The following is a 15,830-nucleotide window of genomic DNA, read 5'->3' on the forward strand; positions in this document are numbered from 1 at the left end:
CTTCCGCTCCGGTCTGTTCCACAATGTGTGACGGACTTGTCCGGAGCAGAGGGGGCGGCGTCATGGACGGATCGGATGAGGCACTCGAAGACGCAGTGCTCGACGTCAGCGGTGAGAGTGCGGGGGAGACGGGGCTTGACAGCAGCAGTCCCTTCTTTGTTAGCAAGAAGGCTGCTGCTGTTCTGAAGCACGGGATCCTCAAACAATACGTCGTGCCGTTCGCAAGCAAGGTCGGCCGTTACGCACCGGACGGAAGGGTCGTGTACCTCGACGGTTACGCCGGGCCAGGCCGATACGAGGACGGCACCCCTGGATCTCCCGCGCTCATCCTTGATGAAGCCGCACGGATCGCCGACTTCCGGCGGCTCGACTGTTATTTCGTGGAGAAGCAGCGTAAAAGTTACGGCTCGCTGGCCACCTTGGTGGGGGAGGCTCAGCGAAAGGGGGTCAGTGCGCACGCCCTGAAAGGGAAGGTAGAAATCCACCTTGAGCAGGTTCTGGAGAGAGCCAAAGGGGCGCCGCTGTTTGCTTTTCTGGACCCCTTTGGTTTGGGTGTGAGTTACGACGCTCTGACGAACCAGATATTCGGCTCACGCAGAGGGTCGACAGGCCGTCACGCCACTGAGATCCTGTTGAACTTCAACGCAAACGCCGTTCGTCGTATCGGTGGGTATCTCAACAGCTCTAAGGATTTTCCGGGTAAGAATGCGACCTTGGAAGCTATGGATGCCGCCTGTGGTGGTCCGTGGTGGCGGGATGAGTTCAGGAATTCTGCCGACAATGTCGAAGCTGTGCGCCGGATCACAAACGAGTTTGCCAAGCGAGTGGGCAAGGCAGTGGGTGCCTCCTCATGGCAGATCGCGGTACGCAACCGTGCCCACCATCAAGTGGCCTACTACCTACTGTACTTCACTCGGCACCTGGATGGTGCGTGGCTCTTCGGCGAGGCTGTCAGCCTTGCCCAGGTCGAGTGGCGTCGTGCCCTTCTTCCGCCGCCTGAGAATGGAATGCTTTTCAGTGAGGCCGACACCTTTGACGAGGAGGAGCAGCAGCGTGAGAAGGAGTGGGTAGTCGGCATTCGGCGAAACATCCAGAAGCTGCAACGAGATATCGGTTCCTTCAAGATTGACGATCACCTGCCTCAGGTCATGTCTGGTGTGTTGGGAGAGGCTCGCCAGAAGCACATTCGTGCCGCGGTGAAGGAGCTTTACAGGGAAGGGAAGACCGGTTGCAACGGCGTCGGGGACGTCCGCAAGTTGCGTATCACTGGCGCCTGAGGCGCATGCGGCAGCCTTACTGTCGCTTGCGCTGCACCCCACCCCTTGGGTGATTCGGTGACGCCTTCGGACAGGTGGGACAGCCTGGTTGTTGACTGTCCCACCTGTTCTTGCAGGTCAAGCCCACTGTTGGGACACTCGGACACGTGGGACAGCAACCGTGGGGCCGTAGCGCTGCGCACCTACGTGGCACTCTTGGCAGCGGGCAGTGGAGGTAGTGAGAGGAGCCAGCGTGTCGGAGGCCAATCCGCGCGGGACTTACTTGGTCGTCTCTGAAAAGCTGCGGGAGCAGATCGGAACGGACGAACACCCGGCGTTGCTCCCCTCAGAGGCCGACCTGATGCGTGCGTACGGTGTCGGCCGAAACACGGTCCGTCGAGCCCTCAAGGTTCTCGAAGCTGAGGGTGTCTTGGAGTCTGCTCCCGGGATCGGGTGGCGCATTGTGCGTAGTGGCGATCGCCGTTCCCTCGCGGAACGGATGTCCGACCTGATTGCCGAGGAATCGCTGTCGGTGGGCGACCCGTACCCGTCCGAGTCGCAGCTCTGCAACCGCTTTGGAGCCTCCCGCACGGCCGTACGCCGCGTCCTGGCGCAGATGGAGGGGAACGGTCTGTTGGCCACTGTTCACGGTAAGGGCCGCACCGTGCGGGCTCTGCCAACTCCTGTTGCGCGGTCGTAGTCTTAACCGCCATGGGACTCACTGAGTGGGCGTACTCGCTCTCCGAATCGCTGCTGTCCGATCCGCTCCCGCGCCGATGGGCGCACTCCTTGGGGGTCGCCAAGCGTGCTCGCTCCCTGAGCCCGATCCTGGGCGACGACGCCGAACTTTTGGAAGCCGCCGCCGTGCTGCACGACGTAGGCTACTCGCCGGCCATCGCCGCCACCGGCTTCCACCCGCTAGACGGCGCACGGTTTCTCCGGCACCAGGAGGGCGCGGACGAACGCGTCGTTCGCCTGGTAGCCCACCACTCGTGTGCGCTTCTGGAAGCCGAGGAACGCGGACTGCGGCATGAGCTAGAGAGCGAGTTCGAGCTAGAGCGCCCGGACCTTGTTGATGCCCTGCTCTTCTGCGACATGACGACGACACCGGACGGGACACAGACCACACCAGCCGAACGGCTGGATGAGATCGTGCAGCGATACGGCCCGGACACGATCGTCGGGCGGTTCATTCAGCGTGCGTCTCCGGAAATCCACGCAGCTGCGGATCGCGTTGAAGAGCGCTTGGCGCATGCCTCAGTTGGCGATCAGCCGATGTAGGGGTCACGTTGCGACTCGTCGATGCCGTGCCTAATCCGCAGCATCATCGACGGGTGGATCTCCAGTCGGTCGAGGTCCGTTGGGGCAACCCAACGGACCTCTTTCGATTCGCTGCTAGTGCGGAGGGAACCGCCGACAGGGTGGGCTCGGAAGCAGATGGAGAACTGCTGCCGGACCTCTCCGTCGTCGTACGCGAGCACGTGCTCAGGGTCGGTGTAGAGCCCGACGATGTTGTCTACCTCGACGTGAATGCCGGTCTCCTCCAAGACCTCACGGGCGACTGTGTCGGCGATGCGCTCGCCGATGTCGTGGCCGCCACCCGGCAGCGCCCACAGATCGTTGTCGGTCTTGTGGATGAGCAGAAGTCGTCCGGCATCGTCCCGAACGATTGCCGTGACCGAGGGCACCACTGAGTTGGCCTTCGGGGCGTTCGGGTCGCGGAAGTAGTCGATACGGCTCATCAGTTCGTGCCTTCCTAGTCGGCCGGCGAGGAGATTGGGCGGGCCGATGCCCAGACCCGTTCGATGCTCTCAGCGTAGGCGTCGAAGAGTTCGCCACCGGGAACGCGTCGCAGATGCAGTACGGGGGCCATGTAGGCACCGACGCCGTAGATGTGGCCGTTAGCCAGCATCTCGTCATCGGCTCGGTAGATCGAGTTGTAGAGCGTGGTGTTGTGCAGCCGGAACTCAACACCGGGAAGGCCGAAGAGTGGGCCGTAGTTGACCAGGGCGTTCCGGATCTTCGCAGCCATTGCCGGGCCGATTCCCTCGTCGTCCCCACGTACGGCCACGGCCTGCGACGTCGGCTCTCCCAGGAGGAAGCGGATCGACACCCCCTCTGCTGACTTCTCCTTCACGATGCGGTGGAACGTCGCGTCTTCGGTCAGCCAGAAACCGGAGTACACCAGCACATCGAACTGGCGCCTCGCCTTGGAGTAGAGGTCTGTCCAAAGGGTCTGCATCACCACGGAGCGGTGCGGATAGAGCCTGACCAACTCCGCGTTGCCGGCGGCTGTGACCTCGGCTGACGTCTGTTCGTCGGGCCACAGATGCGAAACCTCGCACTTCAACAGTGAGGCTGTCGCGTACTGGAAGCGGCGGTACGGCTTGCGCTCGGGGTCGTTAATCCAGCGTTCGACCGTCTTCGGTGCGACCCCGAGCCGCTCAGCGACCTCATCGAGTGTCAAGCCCAAGTCCACGATCGCACCGCGCAGTCGCTCGTTCGCCACGCCAACCTCCGCTTAGCCGGGACGACTTGGTACGACTTCACGCTAGCTAAGAACGACCCGAGTCGTACAGGCGCGCAGTCGAGTGTCGTTGGCGCCGGCGCCAGTCTGTAGGTACATCGCGGCGAGGGGCTCGCGAACTCCAACGGCCGAAGGGCTTGACGGGGCAAACCTCCCTCTGCAAGATGAGGAACATGTAGTACATGCTCCTTACGCAACGGCCCGGAGGGTCCCGTGAAACGGACCTGAAGGAAGCCGCTGATCTTTGACAACTGAATGGGGATCACGCCGTCTCTCCTCGGCCAAGTAGGCGGCCACGTGGGACTCCGTCCTGCGTGAGGTTCAGTGCAATCGCCCTGACGGTCGTAGGCCGGGTTCGACTCCTGGCCAGGGCGCTGCCCCGCCGTGCACGCGGTACGGGGCCACATGCCGCGCGGTCGTCTCTCTCACCACTAGGCCACGGCTGCCGGCACTTCCTTTGTCCCTTCGACAGGAGCGCTGCCATGCGTACGTACATTGGCGGCCATCAGGCCGTCTCCGAGGACGACTTCATCGAACTGGCCCTAGGCACCCCGGTTGAGCTGTGGCTGGGTGTCGAGGGAGAGAGCACGGAAGAGCGTGCGGCCCGGCTGGACGCCGCCCGCGACATCCTTGCCGACCACCCCGAGATGCCCGACGACCTGATCCGCATCGCGGCCGGGCTTGTCGAGACGCACCCTGAGCTGTTCGACATCGTCCCCCTGTCCCGCCCCGCCCGGCGCCATACGACTCGCAAGGGGATGGCGGCATGACGACGCAGACCATCGAGCGTCCGGCCGTGCCGCCGCTGACGCGCCCGGAAATGGGTCTGGCCGGGATCGGTGCCGCTGCGGCGGCCGGTGTCGGCGCGCTTGGTCTCATCTCCTCCTTCGACGCCGTGTCGGCTGCTGCCGCCCGCTGGGGATTTGGTGAGCCGTGGATGCTGCCGGTCGGGATCGACGTGGCGATTCCGGTGTTCACGCTGGCCAACCTGCTGCTGATCCGGATGGATATGGCGTTGGCGTGGGTGCGGTTCGTGCCCTGGGTGCTCACCCTGATCACGTGCGGGTTGAACGTAGCTGCGGGGCACTCGCTGTGGGCGAAGGTGGCGCACGGCACGATGCCGCTGCTGTGGGTGGTGTTTTCCGAGATCGGCGCGCACATCTACGCCGTCCGGATCGGCGCCGCGACCGGCCGCCGTATGGAGAAGGTGCGGTTCTCGCGCTGGCTGCTCGCCCCGCTGTCGACGTTCGCGCTGTGGCGTCGGATGACGCTGTGGGAGGTCACCTCCTATGCCGACGCGCTCGCCCGTGAGCGCGAGCGGTTGCTGGCCCGCGCGGATCTGCGCGAGCGTTACGGCCGTGCCTGGCGGCGCCGCACCCCGCGCCGCGAACGCGTCCTGCTCAGGCTGGGGGAGCTGAACCCGGCCGACGCAGTGCCCGACACCGTCCCCGCCTCCGAGACTGGGCCGGAACCGGCCGTGGAAGAGGCCACCCCTCCGGCCACGCAGGCGCCGCGGAAGCGTGCCGGGAAGAGCCGGGGCAAGCCTGCGCCGCGCTCGGTGGCGGACCTGCTGACCGAGGCCCGCACGCTCACGGCCGACTGGCCGGACGCCGGGGTCAACGCTGAGGCGCTGCGTAAGGCGCTGCGGTGCGGTGCGGGTCCGGCCCGGCAGGTGCGTGACGTGCTGCTCGCCGAGCGGGCCGACGGCCGCGCCCTGCGCCCCGTCGACACCCCCGACACCGAGACCGACGCGGACACGGACGCTGAGGCGTCCGGTGACACCGGTCAGGAGGTGGCGGCATGAACACGCTGGCCACGATCCTGCTGTCCGTACTGCCGCTCGCTGCCGGGTGGGCGGTGCATGTCCGCTGGCTGCACGGCTGCCTGAACACCGCCCGCCGTGACCCGCTCACCGGCTTACGCACCCGCGACGGCTTCACCCGCCGTGCCACGGCCCTGCTGAAGGACCCGCGCGCGGTCGTCGTCCTCGCCGACGTCGACAAGTTCAAGCACGTCAACGACACCTACGGGCACGCCGCCGGAGACGCCCTGCTGAAGGCGACCGCCGACCGGCTCGCCCACCACGTCGGCCGCACCGGGGTCGTGGGGAGGCTCGGGGGCGATGAGTTCGCCGCCGTCCTCCTCGACGACCACGGCACCGCCGGCGACCTGCTCACCGTCCTGCACGGCGTGCTCGCCCGCCCCGTCGAGGGCCAGGACCCGGCCGTGCACACCACCGTCTCGCTCGGCTGGGTCCGCGCCGCGGACTTCCCGACCGACGACCTGTCCGCCCTGCTTCGGCGGGCGGATGAGGCGATGTACGCGGCCAAGCAGGCACGCGCCGGACTGCGCCGGGCGGGGCTGGGTCGGCTGTTCGCCACCCTCGCCGGACGCCGCGCCGGCCGCACCGGCGCCCGCACGGACGCCCCGGTCGTGGGGGTGGCGGCATGAGCGAGCCTCTCGCGGCCGTGGGCACGTGGCGGCCGGTGATGGAAGCGGCCGGGCACCGCTGCCAGTGCAGCGGCCAGTGCGGTAACGAGCACGCTAAGACCGACGGGCGGTGCCCGCGCGAGCACGACGGCTACACCAGCAAGCGCGGCCACCGCGTGAGGCTGATGGCTGCCCCGGCCGACCCGCTCACCCCGCCGGTCAAGGCCGTCACGTTGCCGCTGGGGGAGCTGCGGGCCTGGTGCCCGGGGTGCCACACCGCTGCCGCCTGCCGCGCCCGCACCACCGCCGGGCCGGTGGACGACGCGCCGGGCCTGTTCGACCTCTGACCTCGTAAAGGGAGTGCAGGCATGAGCCTGACGTTCACCGATCTGTTCTGCGGCGCGGGCGGCTCCTCCACGGGCCTGGTCGCGGCCGGGCTGGAACTGCGCCTGGCGGCGAACCACTGGCAGCGCGCGGTGGAGACGCACGCCGCCAATCACCGCGATGCCGACCACCTGTGCGCGGACATCAACAACTACGACATGCGGCGCCTGCCCCGGACGGACATTTTGTGGGCCTCGCCGATCTGCACGGAGATCTCCCCGGCCGGCGGACGCCGCCGTACCCACGGTCAACTGTCCTTCGAGCTGGAGGAGCACGGCCGGGTGGACGACGCGGGCTGGGAGCGTACTCGGGCTACCGCCTACGACGTGATCCGGGCGACCGAAGTGCACCGCTACAAGGCGGTCATGTGTGAGAACGTCCTCGAATTCGCCGTGGACTGGGAGCTGTTCGACTGGTGGCGCAAGGGCATGGAAATGCTCGGCTACCGCTCGCAGATCGTCTCCGTCTCCTCCGCCCACGTCGGCGGTACCGGCAACCTGCCCGCACCGCAGTGGCGGGACCGGATCTACATCGTCTTCACCCGCACCGACATCCCCCAGCCCGACCTGGCGCCCACGCCGCTGGCGTACTGCACGGAGTGCGAGTCGGATGTGCGGGCGGTGCAGTCCTGGCGCAACGGGCGCCGGGTGGGCAAGTACAAGCAGCAGTACGACTACCGCTGCCCGAACAGCGCATGCCGCCACGCTGTGGTGGAGCCGTACGTGCGTCCGGCCGCGAGCATCATCGACTGGACCAACCTCGGAGTCCGCATCGGCGACCGGGGCGGGCAGGGGATGCGGCCGTTGGCGGCGAACACCGTCAAGCGCATCCGCGCGGGCCTGAACCTGCTGGGTGATCAGCGGATGGTGCTCACGGTCAACCACGGCGGGCACGACGGCCGTGCCGTCCCCGCCAACACGGCACCGCTGGCCGCCCGCACGGTGAAGATCGGGGATGCGGTGCTGGTGCCGAGCGGCGGTACGTGGAACACCACATCGACCCGGGCCAGTGAGCCGATGCGGACGCGGCTGGCGAACCCGAAGGGGTTCGAGGCGCTGCTGACCCCGCCGCAGGCGGATGACTCGTTCATCGTGACCCTGCGCCGCAATGCCACGGCCCGACCGGTCGGTGAGCCCGTCGACACGGTGACGGCCAAGGGTCGGCATCACTGGCTGGTCATCCCGTACCGCAACGCGGCCACGAAGACGACCGGTGAGCCGCTGCACACCCTGTCGTCGGTCGACTCCGCTGGCATCGCCTCGCCGGCGCCCGCGCTGGAGGACTGCCACTACCGAATGATCCAGCCGCGCGAACAGCTCCTCGCGCAGCGCTTCCCGGCCGACTACATCGTCCACGGCAACAAGGGCGAGCAGACCATGCAGGCCGGAAACGCCGTCTCCTGCAACGTCGCCCAGTGGATCGGCGAGCGCGTCACCGCCGCCCTCGCCCGCACCGCCGCACACGCCGCCTGACCGCCGGAGGGGTACGAACTGTACCCCTCAACAAGGGGGTACAAAGTGTCCCCCTTACCGCCCAGTAGGGCGCCCATCATCTCTCCACGGGCCCGGCCGCCCACCTCCTACAGCGTCGGCCGGGCCCACCCTCCCGCCATTCCGGAAGGAACCTTCAGTGAAGCACCCCGACGACGACAACGAACTCTTCAACCGATTGGAAGCCGAGATGGCCGCCGACTCCGGCGGCGAGGTGGTCGACCTCGACAAGGCACGGTCGGCCCGTGCCGAGTCGGCCGACCGGTCGCCCGACTCCGACGCTGGACGGTCGGGTGCCGGGTCGGCCGACCCGTCGGCGCCCGTGATGGTCGACCGGTCGGCACCGACCGCGACCGGCGCCGGCTACCTCGGTCGGCTCGCCGGAGCACGGCGCCGGGCGGTCGTCCCGGTCTGGCTGCGGTCGACCGCCGAACTCAAGACGGCCGCCGGGTGGGTGGCCCGCCACTACGCCCACGCTGCCGGGTATCACGTGCTGCGCGCCCCGGTCTACGCCGCCCGCCTCACCCTCCAGGCACCGACGGGGGCCGCGAAGTTCGTGGGCGGCACCCTGCGGTGGGTGGCCGACCGCGAGGGCGAACCGGTCCGACTCGCCGCCGTGCGCCGCGAGGACGCGGGCGAGTACCTGAAGCTGTCGCGGCAGCGCGACGGCCGGGTCCGACTGCGCACCCTCGTGACCGTGCTCGCCATGTTCACCGGTCTGGCCACCGCGCTGGCCATCTACGTGCTCGCCCCGACGTGGTTGCAGGCCGTGTCGGTGAGCGCGGTGGTGATGGCGCTCGGGTCGGCCGGCCGCAAGGCGGACGCCCCGGTCATCCACCGGGCCGTGGAACTGCCCAAGGCGGCCAAGCTCACCAGTGACATCGTGCTCCGCGCCCTCGGAGCGCTCGGTATCCCCGCGATCAATCAGGCGCAGGCCAAGGGGCGGGACGGGTTCGAGTTCACCGCCCCGATCACCCGCGACGGTCCGGGCTGGCGGGCGGAGGGCAACCTCCCCTTCGGCGTCACCGTGACCGACATCATCGAGCGCCGCGAACGCCTCGCCTCCGGCCTGCGCCGCCCGCTCGGCTGCGTGTGGCCCGAGGCGGTGGCCGACGAACACACCGGCCGCCTGGTGCTGTGGGTCGGCGACCAGGACCTGACCAAGGCGAAGAAGCCTCAGTGGCCGCTGGCCAAGGCTGGCGCGGTGGACCTGTTCAAGCCCGTCGCCTACGGCACCGACCAGCGCGGACGCTGGATCGACGTCACCCTGATGTACATCGCCGGGGTGATCGGCGCCATCCCCCGCATGGGCAAGACCTTCCTCCTCCGCCTGTTGCTGCTCACCGCCGCCCTCGACCCCCGGGCTGAGCTGCACACCTACGACATGAAGGGCACCGGCGACCTCGACCCGGTCGGCAACGCCGTCTCCCACCGGCACGCCGCCGGCGACGACGACGAAGCCATCGCCTACGCCCTCGCCGACTGGCGGGCGCTGCGCGAGGAACTGCGCCGCCGCACCAAGGTGATCCGCTCCCTGCCCCGGGACATCTGCCCCGAGTCCAAGGTCACGTCCGCGCTGGCGGACAAGCGCTCGCTCGGTCTGCACCCGATCGTGGTCGGGGTGGACGAGTGCCAGGTGCTGTTCGAGCACCCCGAGCACGGCAAGGAGTTCGAGGAGATCGCCACCGACCTGGTCAAGCGTGGCCCCGCCACCGGGATCGTGATGCTGCTGGCCACCCAGCGGCCCGACGCCAAGTCGCTGCCGACCGGGATCTCCGCGAACGCGTCCGCCCGCTGGTGCCTGAAGGTCATGGGCCAGACCGAGAACGACATGGTCCTCGGCACCTCGGCCTACAAGCGCGGGGTGCGGGCGACCATGTTCGCCTGGGGCGACAAGGGCATTCACTACTTCGTCGGCGAGGGCTCCGACGCCCGTATCGTCGCCTCCGTCTACGTCGACGCCCCCGGCGCCGAGACCATCGCCGCCCGCGCCCGCAAGGCACGCGAGACGGCCGGGCTGCTGTCCGGCCACGCGCTCGGGGAGGCACCGGAGACGGTCACGGGCCCGGCCTACGACCTGCTCGCCGACATCCTCGCCGTCATCCCGGCATCCGAGGCCAAGGTGTGGTCGGAAACCGTCGTCGCCCGGCTCGCCGAGCTGCGCGAGGACGTCTACGGCGGCTGGGACCCCGAAGGGCTGTCCGCAGCCCTGAAGCCGTACGGCGTCTCCACCATCCAGGTGGGCCGCCGGGTCAAGGGCAAGGTCGTCAACCGGCGCGGTATCGACCGCTCCCACATCACCACCGTGATTGCGGAGCGTGACGGAAAGCGGGACGCGGGCTGACCGTCCGGGGCCGCTAGCGCTAGCGGCATACCCCGCTAACGTTAGCGGCCCCGCTAGCACCCCAAACCATGTCTGATCAGGTCGCTAGCGGATAGCGGCCCACCTGCGGAAACCCCGGAGACCGCCCTGGAGGGCCTCTGATGACCCCCATTCTCCTTGCTATCGCCTGCCTCCTCATCGTCACGTTCGGTTACTGCGGGCTGTGTGCGGCCTCGCCGTTCGGCGACTGCCGCAGGTGCCGCGGCATGGGCCACGAACTGAAGACCGACCGCAAGGGACGGCTCAAGCGCGGCAAGAACTGCCGCCGCTGCAAGGCCACCGGCAAGCGCATCCGCGTCGGCCGCTGGCTCTACAACCGCTGGGCCCGCATCTACCGCGCCGGCACCGACACCCCCCGCCCGAAAGGCATCCGATGATCCTCAACATCTCCGCCGTGCTCCTCTTCGGCGCCGCGTCCGCGCTCGCCGTCAAGACCAAGTCCGCCGGGGGCGGCGCCGCCCTGGTGCTGTTCTTGTTCGGGTTCTTCGCCGCCGGAACCGGCGCCTACGAGCCCATCCACAACCTCGTCCAGGCGTCCGCCAACGCCATCGCCGAACTCGGCAACTAAGGAGGCACCACCGTGAACGAACCCCTCCGACGCCCGGCCGCGTACGACGCGACGGGCGTGGAAGTCCATCGCCCCGTGCCCCTCGCCCCCGCACCCACGGCGCCGCTCACGCCCGTGCAGCAGGGCGTCCCGTCGGTGGCGAGCGTCGTCCTGCCCGACGGCCGCGTCGTCACCGGCTACGCCGTCACCCCCGCCCAGCCCGAGCCGGTCACGCACAAGCCGCCTGTCTCCCGCGCGGCCGTGAACGTCGCCCTCGGAGGCGTCGGTTTCCTCGCGGTGTGCGGCGGGCTGTTCCTGCTGACCGCGTTCATCACCGCCCTGACCGCCCTGGTCACCCAGCTCGTCCTCCTCGCCGCTGTCCTCTTCGGCGGCTGGGTCGCCGTGCAGGTGTTCAACCCACGCGGTCACAGGGGCGGGACCACGGTCAACATTCGCAAGGCCACGTTCAAGCGCAACCACTTCCACGGCTGACCAGCCAGAGCAGGAGAGATTCGTGTTCGAGATCCGCGTCATCACCGACCCGGCCGACACCGACCGCGTCACCGCCGCTCTGTCCGCCGCCTTCGACACCGGCCCGGCGCGCCGGTACCCGACCCGTGACGGCAAGCGCACCCGCCTCTACGTCACCGCCGACCATCGCCCCGAGCCGGGACCCTGGCCCACGCCGGAAGAGGCGTACGCGCTCGCCCCGAGCGTCATCCGCGAGATCGGATGGACCGCGCAGACGGCCGCCGACAAGCCGTTCGGCCAAGACCTTGGCCGTGAGTTCTGGCTCCGAAAGGCCGCCCTGCTGGACCGCATCGCGCTGCGGGACGAAGAGGACGGCGCCCCCGGCGACGCGGTCGTGGCGGCCACGGAAGCAGCCCGCCGGCTCATCGCCTACGACCGGGACGGCGAGGGCCACTACCACGGCACGCCGTACTGGCCGGAGCACCCGGCGACCACCGCCAACCCGCGCGGCTACGTCCGCCAGGAGTACGCCGCCTTCGTCTAGACGCGCCCGGGGCGGGCGCCTCTCACCACAAGACCGCGCCCGCCCCGGCTCTCTTGTCCCTTCGACAGAAACAGGAGAACCCCCAGGATGCCTCACCTGGACGGCTCTGCCCAGCTCACCGCCGCGCTTGACGCTGCGTCCCGCGGCTGGCATGTGTTCCCCCTCATCCCCGGCGACAAGCGGCCCGCCATCCGTGACTGGGAGCAACGGGCCACCGTCGACCCGGATCGCATCACTCGGTGCTGGACCCACGCCCCCTACAACATCGGCGTCGCCACCGGGCCCTCCGGCCTGGTCGTCGTCGACCTCGACACCCCCAAGAGCCTCGACGACAAGCCGCCGGCCGCGTGGGCCGGTGGCGGCATCCTCGACGGAGCCGACGTGCTCGCCGCTCTCTGCGAGCGTCACCACCAGCACTACCCGGCCGACACCCACACCGTGGAAACCGGCCGAGGCGGATTGCACCTGTACTTCACCGCCCTCGACGGCGAGGAACTGCGCAACACACAGGGCAAGCTCGGTTGGAAGGTCGACACCCGCGCGGCCGGCGGCTACGTCGTCGGCGCGGGCAGCGTCGTTCCGGCAGGCTCCTACGACACCGCCCACGCTGCGTCCGCGGTGCCGCTGCCCAGTTGGCTGGCAAAACTGCTGCGTCCTGTGCCGCTGCCCCCACAACGGCCGGTCACGGTGCCACTGTCCACCCGCGACCGGCGCGGCAAGTTCCTCAACGGCACTCAACGACGAGTTGGCCCGCGTCACCGGCTCCGGCGACCACCAGCACAATCACGCCCTCTACATCGCCTCCGTCGCCCTCGGACAGCTCGTCGCCGGGGGAGAGCTGGACGCGCACGAGGTGACCGAGAAGCTCACCGAGGCCGCACTCAGCGTCGGCCAGAGCGAACGCGAGGCACGCCGCACCATCGCCTCGGGCCTGCGCGCCGGCGCCAACCGACCCCGGAAAGTCGCGGCATGAGCACCAACCCGATCCCCCCGCTGCACCTGTACTCCGTGCCCAGCGACCCCGAGACGGCCCCGAAGGAGCTGCCCAAGCGAGAGCGCCCGCGCACCGCATGGACCGCGGATCAGCTCATGGCCGCCGACTTCCCGGAGCCCAAGTGGGCGGTGCCCGGCATCCTCGCCGAAGGCGTCAACCTGCTCGCCGGACCGCCCAAGGTGGGCAAGTCGTGGCTCTCCCTCGGTCTGGCCCTCTCGGTCGCCTCCGGTGGCCATGCCTTCGACACCTTGCCCGTGGACGGCGGCCCGGTGCTGTACCTCGCCCTGGAGGACACCCCGCGCCGTCTCCAGACCCGCATGGGCAAGATGCTGGGAGGTCAGCCGGCCCCGGCCGGGCTGACCCTGGTCACCGAATGCCCGCCCTTCCCCCAGGGAGGCAGCGACGCAATCGCCAACTGGCTGGAGCGCAACCCGGACGCTCGCATGGTCGTCATCGACGTGTTCGCCAAGATGCGTGGCCCCGCCCCACAGGGAGTGTCCGCCTACGACGCGGACTATGTCGCCGTTGGCTACGCCAAGCGGATCGCCGATCACTACGGCATCGCCGTGGTACTGGTCCACCACGTCCGCAAGGCAGGCTCGGACGACTTCCTGACCGAGGTGTCTGGCACCAACGGCATCGCCGGAGCCGCGGACGCCACGCTCGTGCTGAAGCGGGCACGTGGGCAGGCGGACGGCATCCTGCACGTCACCGGTCGCGACGTCGACGAAGCCGAGTACGCGCTCCAGTTCCAAGCCGCCTCCGGCGCCTGGCAGATGCTCGATGGCCCGGTCACCGACCACACCATCGGCGACACGCGCGCCGCCATTCTCCGACACGTCCGCGTCCACCCCGGCGCCCGACCCAAGGACATCGTCGCTGCGCTGCCGCAGCTCGATGCCGAGAACGTCCGTCGCACCTGCTCCCGCATGGCCGCAGACGGACAGCTCGCCAAGGATGGCGCCGGCCGCTACTACCCGGACACCGAGACCCGGACAGAGGGCAAGCCGGGGGTGTCCCAGGTGTCCGACTGTCCCAATCCGTCATCTGACCTGCGCAAACAGGTAGGACAGCCGGAATCGGGACTGTCCCACCTGTCCGACTCCCGTCCTGCTGACGAGAACCCGGGGGAGGTCGACCGTGACGCGTGACGAAATGCTCACGATCTCTGAAGTTGTCGAGGAAATCGGCGTACCCGTCTCCACCTTCTACCGCTGGCGACAGCTGAGGAAGGGACCGAAGGCAATCAAGCTCCCGAACGGCGCTGTGCGTATTCGCCGTTCGGAGTTGGAGCGCTGGATTGCAGCTCTGGAGGAAGCCGCGTGAACGATCGCAAGACCAGCGCAATGCCGGGTGCTCGTGAAGGCGAGTGCCCGGCCACGCCTGAAAAGCCCACGCTTTCTACGGATGTCCGGGTGTGGAAAGTGAGCAAGATTTCCAGCAAGACGGCGCCTTACCAACTCCGTTGGGTGGTCGCTGGGAAAGTCCGTCATGCGACTTTCATGACGGCAGCCCTTGCCGACAGTCGTCGTTCGGAGCTTTGGCAAGCCATGCGTAGGGGCGAAGCCTTCGACGTGGAGACTGGGCTTCCCGAGTCGGAACTTCGGGCAGCGGCAGAGAAGGAAAACGTCAAGCCTGACCCCTCGTGGTGGGATTTCTCGCGCGAGTACATGGCCCTGCGCTGGCGCACGGCCGCGGCAAAGACGCGTGAGGGGTTGGCGGACAGCCTCGCTACCGCAGCACTCGGCATGTTGGGGGAGAGCCCTGGGGTGCCGGACCTGGAAGACGTACGGCGCGCCGTACGGTGGGCCGTCGTTCCGGCTCACAAGGGCCAAGAGCCCCCGCCGGACCTGGAGAAGGTCTGTGCGTGGCTGGCGAGCAATTCCCTTCCCCTGTCGGCTCTCAGGGACTCCAAGGCCGTGCGAGACGTCCACTATCGGCTGTCGTTCAAGCTGGACGGCAAACCGGCGGCAGCGGATACGTACAAGCGCCGTCGGCGTGGATTCAACACGGCCATGGACTACGCGATCGAGGAGGGATATTTAGACGGAAATCCGCTCGCTGGGTTGAAACGGCCTGCCGCAAATGGGAGCGATGCCGTAGACCCGCGAGTATTGGTCAACGAGGTGCAGGGGCGACAACTCCTTACGGCCGTCTCGTATGTCGGCTCGGTGAATCGGAACCGAGGGCGGCGCCTTGTGGCATTTTTCGCCTGCATCCTGTACGCAGCGATGCGTCCGGCGGAAGTGGTCGGTCTCCGGCTCTCTGACTGCCATCTCCCCGAAAAGGGATGGGGGACCCTCACTCTCTGGGAGACACGTCCGATCTCCGGCAAGAAATGGACCGACTCCGGTGAGCGGCACGATAAGCGTGGGCTGAAGTCACGGGAGCCTGGCACGGACAGGCCGGTACCGATTCCGCCCGTGCTGGTGGCGATGCTCCGAGCGCACCTGAAGGAGTTCGGCACTGCCAAGGACGGGCGGCTTTTCCCCAACGAGCGGGGGGACCTGCTCGGTACCTCCAGCTACTGGCGGGTGTGGCAGGAAGCCAGACTGCTGGCGCTTCCGCCGGACAAGCTGGACTCGCCCTTGGCCCGGAAGCCGTACCACCTGCGAGCCACATGCATCACGAACTGGCTCCGTGCGGGCCTCCCGGTAGCAGAGGTGGCCCGGCGCGCCGGCAACTCCCCGGAGGTCATCCACCGCCGCTACGCGGGCTGTATCGACGACAGCGAAGAGGAGAACAACAAGAGGATCGAGAGAACCATGGGGTGGGACGCCGACGTTCGGTGATCCATTGGCCGG

The 15,830-nt window shown here is 68.4% G+C and carries 19 protein-coding genes and 1 pseudogene; 18 read left to right on the forward strand and 2 right to left on the reverse strand.

Translation table 11 applies throughout. The annotated features are described in order from the left end of the window. Nucleotides 1-62 precede the first annotated feature (62 nt). The 3 genes from tcmP (at nt 63) to ACLIN4_RS24140 (ending at nt 2,537) form a co-directional block, all read left to right on the forward strand. Nucleotides 63-1,277: a three-Cys-motif partner protein TcmP gene (gene tcmP, locus ACLIN4_RS24130; protein ID WP_411576208.1), complete on the forward strand. Its 1,215-nt coding sequence runs from the start codon at nt 63-65 to the stop codon at nt 1,275-1,277. A 232-nt stretch (nt 1,278-1,509) separates the two neighbouring features. After that, nucleotides 1,510-1,956 (forward strand): GntR family transcriptional regulator, encoded by a 447-nt coding sequence (locus ACLIN4_RS24135; RefSeq protein ID WP_386814635.1) that lies wholly within the window; start codon nt 1,510-1,512, stop codon nt 1,954-1,956. Between the two features lie 11 nt (nt 1,957-1,967). After that, nucleotides 1,968-2,537 (forward strand): HD domain-containing protein, encoded by a 570-nt coding sequence (locus tag ACLIN4_RS24140; protein WP_411576209.1) that lies wholly within the window; start codon nt 1,968-1,970, stop codon nt 2,535-2,537. On the opposite strand, the gene ACLIN4_RS24145 is transcribed toward ACLIN4_RS24140, so the two are convergent. Together ACLIN4_RS24145 and ACLIN4_RS24150 are read right to left on the reverse strand one after the other, a co-directional pair. Continuing rightward, complete coding sequence (locus ACLIN4_RS24145) at nt 2,525-2,998, reverse strand: NUDIX domain-containing protein (protein ID WP_411576210.1); 474 nt, start codon at nt 2,996-2,998, stop codon at nt 2,525-2,527. The two genes, ACLIN4_RS24140 and ACLIN4_RS24145, sit on opposite strands and share 13 nt — an antisense overlap. A 14-nt stretch (nt 2,999-3,012) precedes the next feature. Then, a complete protein-coding gene (locus ACLIN4_RS24150) occupies nt 3,013-3,765 on the reverse strand; it encodes a helix-turn-helix domain-containing protein (RefSeq protein ID WP_411576211.1) in 753 nt (250 codons plus the stop codon). 500 nt (nt 3,766-4,265) lie between these two features. On the opposite strand from ACLIN4_RS24150, the gene ACLIN4_RS24155 reads away from it, so the two are divergent. The 15 genes and pseudogenes from ACLIN4_RS24155 (at nt 4,266) to ACLIN4_RS24225 (ending at nt 15,818) form a co-directional block, all read left to right on the forward strand. Beyond that, nucleotides 4,266-4,553: a hypothetical protein gene (locus ACLIN4_RS24155; protein WP_411576212.1), complete on the forward strand. Its 288-nt coding sequence runs from the start codon at nt 4,266-4,268 to the stop codon at nt 4,551-4,553. Then, the gene (locus ACLIN4_RS24160) at nt 4,550-5,587 is read left to right on the forward strand and encodes a DUF2637 domain-containing protein (protein WP_411576213.1); all 1,038 of its coding nucleotides are present in this window, start codon (nt 4,550-4,552) and stop codon (nt 5,585-5,587) included. The genes ACLIN4_RS24155 and ACLIN4_RS24160 overlap by 4 nt, the downstream gene beginning before the upstream one ends. Then, nucleotides 5,584-6,234 (forward strand): GGDEF domain-containing protein, encoded by a 651-nt coding sequence (locus tag ACLIN4_RS24165; RefSeq protein WP_411576214.1) that lies wholly within the window; start codon nt 5,584-5,586, stop codon nt 6,232-6,234. The genes ACLIN4_RS24160 and ACLIN4_RS24165 overlap by 4 nt, the downstream gene beginning before the upstream one ends. After that, nucleotides 6,231-6,560, forward strand: coding sequence for a hypothetical protein (locus tag ACLIN4_RS24170; RefSeq protein ID WP_411576215.1), 330 nt, complete (start codon nt 6,231-6,233; stop codon nt 6,558-6,560). The genes ACLIN4_RS24165 and ACLIN4_RS24170 overlap by 4 nt, the downstream gene beginning before the upstream one ends. Before the next feature lie 21 nt (nt 6,561-6,581). Then, nucleotides 6,582-8,069 carry a DNA cytosine methyltransferase gene (locus tag ACLIN4_RS24175; RefSeq protein ID WP_411576216.1) on the forward strand — a complete coding sequence of 496 codons (1,488 nt, stop codon included), beginning with the start codon at nt 6,582-6,584 and terminating at the stop codon, nt 8,067-8,069. 157 nt (nt 8,070-8,226) lie between these two features. Beyond that, on the forward strand, nt 8,227-10,431 hold the full coding sequence (locus ACLIN4_RS24180) for a cell division protein FtsK (protein ID WP_411576217.1): 2,205 nt from the start codon (nt 8,227-8,229) through the stop codon (nt 10,429-10,431). Between the two features lie 140 nt (nt 10,432-10,571). Then, entirely contained in the window at nt 10,572-10,847 is a 276-nt protein-coding gene (locus ACLIN4_RS24185; RefSeq protein WP_411576218.1) for a hypothetical protein, read from the forward strand. Continuing rightward, complete coding sequence (locus tag ACLIN4_RS24190) at nt 10,844-11,038, forward strand: hypothetical protein (protein ID WP_411576219.1); 195 nt, start codon at nt 10,844-10,846, stop codon at nt 11,036-11,038. Before ACLIN4_RS24185 ends, ACLIN4_RS24190 begins: the two co-directional genes overlap by 4 nt. Before the next feature lie 12 nt (nt 11,039-11,050). Then, nucleotides 11,051-11,509, forward strand: a complete 459-nt coding sequence (locus ACLIN4_RS24195; RefSeq protein ID WP_411576220.1) for a hypothetical protein — start codon at nt 11,051-11,053, stop codon at nt 11,507-11,509. Nucleotides 11,510-11,531: 22 nt separating this feature from the next. Next, nucleotides 11,532-12,032, forward strand: a complete 501-nt coding sequence (locus ACLIN4_RS24200) for a hypothetical protein (RefSeq protein ID WP_411576221.1) — start codon at nt 11,532-11,534, stop codon at nt 12,030-12,032. 87 nt (nt 12,033-12,119) lie between these two features. Next, nucleotides 12,120-12,608, forward strand: a pseudogene (locus tag ACLIN4_RS24205) (bifunctional DNA primase/polymerase); the annotation flags it as partial. 169 nt (nt 12,609-12,777) lie between these two features. Beyond that, nucleotides 12,778-13,005, forward strand: coding sequence for a hypothetical protein (locus ACLIN4_RS24210; RefSeq protein ID WP_411576818.1), 228 nt, complete (start codon nt 12,778-12,780; stop codon nt 13,003-13,005). Next, nucleotides 13,002-14,177 carry an AAA family ATPase gene (locus ACLIN4_RS24215; RefSeq protein WP_411576780.1) on the forward strand — a complete coding sequence of 392 codons (1,176 nt, stop codon included), beginning with the start codon at nt 13,002-13,004 and terminating at the stop codon, nt 14,175-14,177. Before ACLIN4_RS24210 ends, ACLIN4_RS24215 begins: the two co-directional genes overlap by 4 nt. A gap of 4 nt (nt 14,178-14,181) precedes the next feature. Further along, entirely contained in the window at nt 14,182-14,352 is a 171-nt protein-coding gene (locus tag ACLIN4_RS24220) for a helix-turn-helix transcriptional regulator (protein ID WP_037740571.1), read from the forward strand. Then, on the forward strand, nt 14,349-15,818 hold the full coding sequence (locus tag ACLIN4_RS24225) for a tyrosine-type recombinase/integrase (RefSeq protein WP_411576222.1): 1,470 nt from the start codon (nt 14,349-14,351) through the stop codon (nt 15,816-15,818). Before ACLIN4_RS24220 ends, ACLIN4_RS24225 begins: the two co-directional genes overlap by 4 nt. The last annotated feature ends 12 nt before the right edge of the window (nt 15,819-15,830 follow it).

Origin of the sequence: Streptomyces mutabilis (assembly GCF_046628145.1) — a bacterium.
GTDB lineage: Bacteria > Actinomycetota > Actinomycetes > Streptomycetales > Streptomycetaceae > Streptomyces > Streptomyces mutabilis.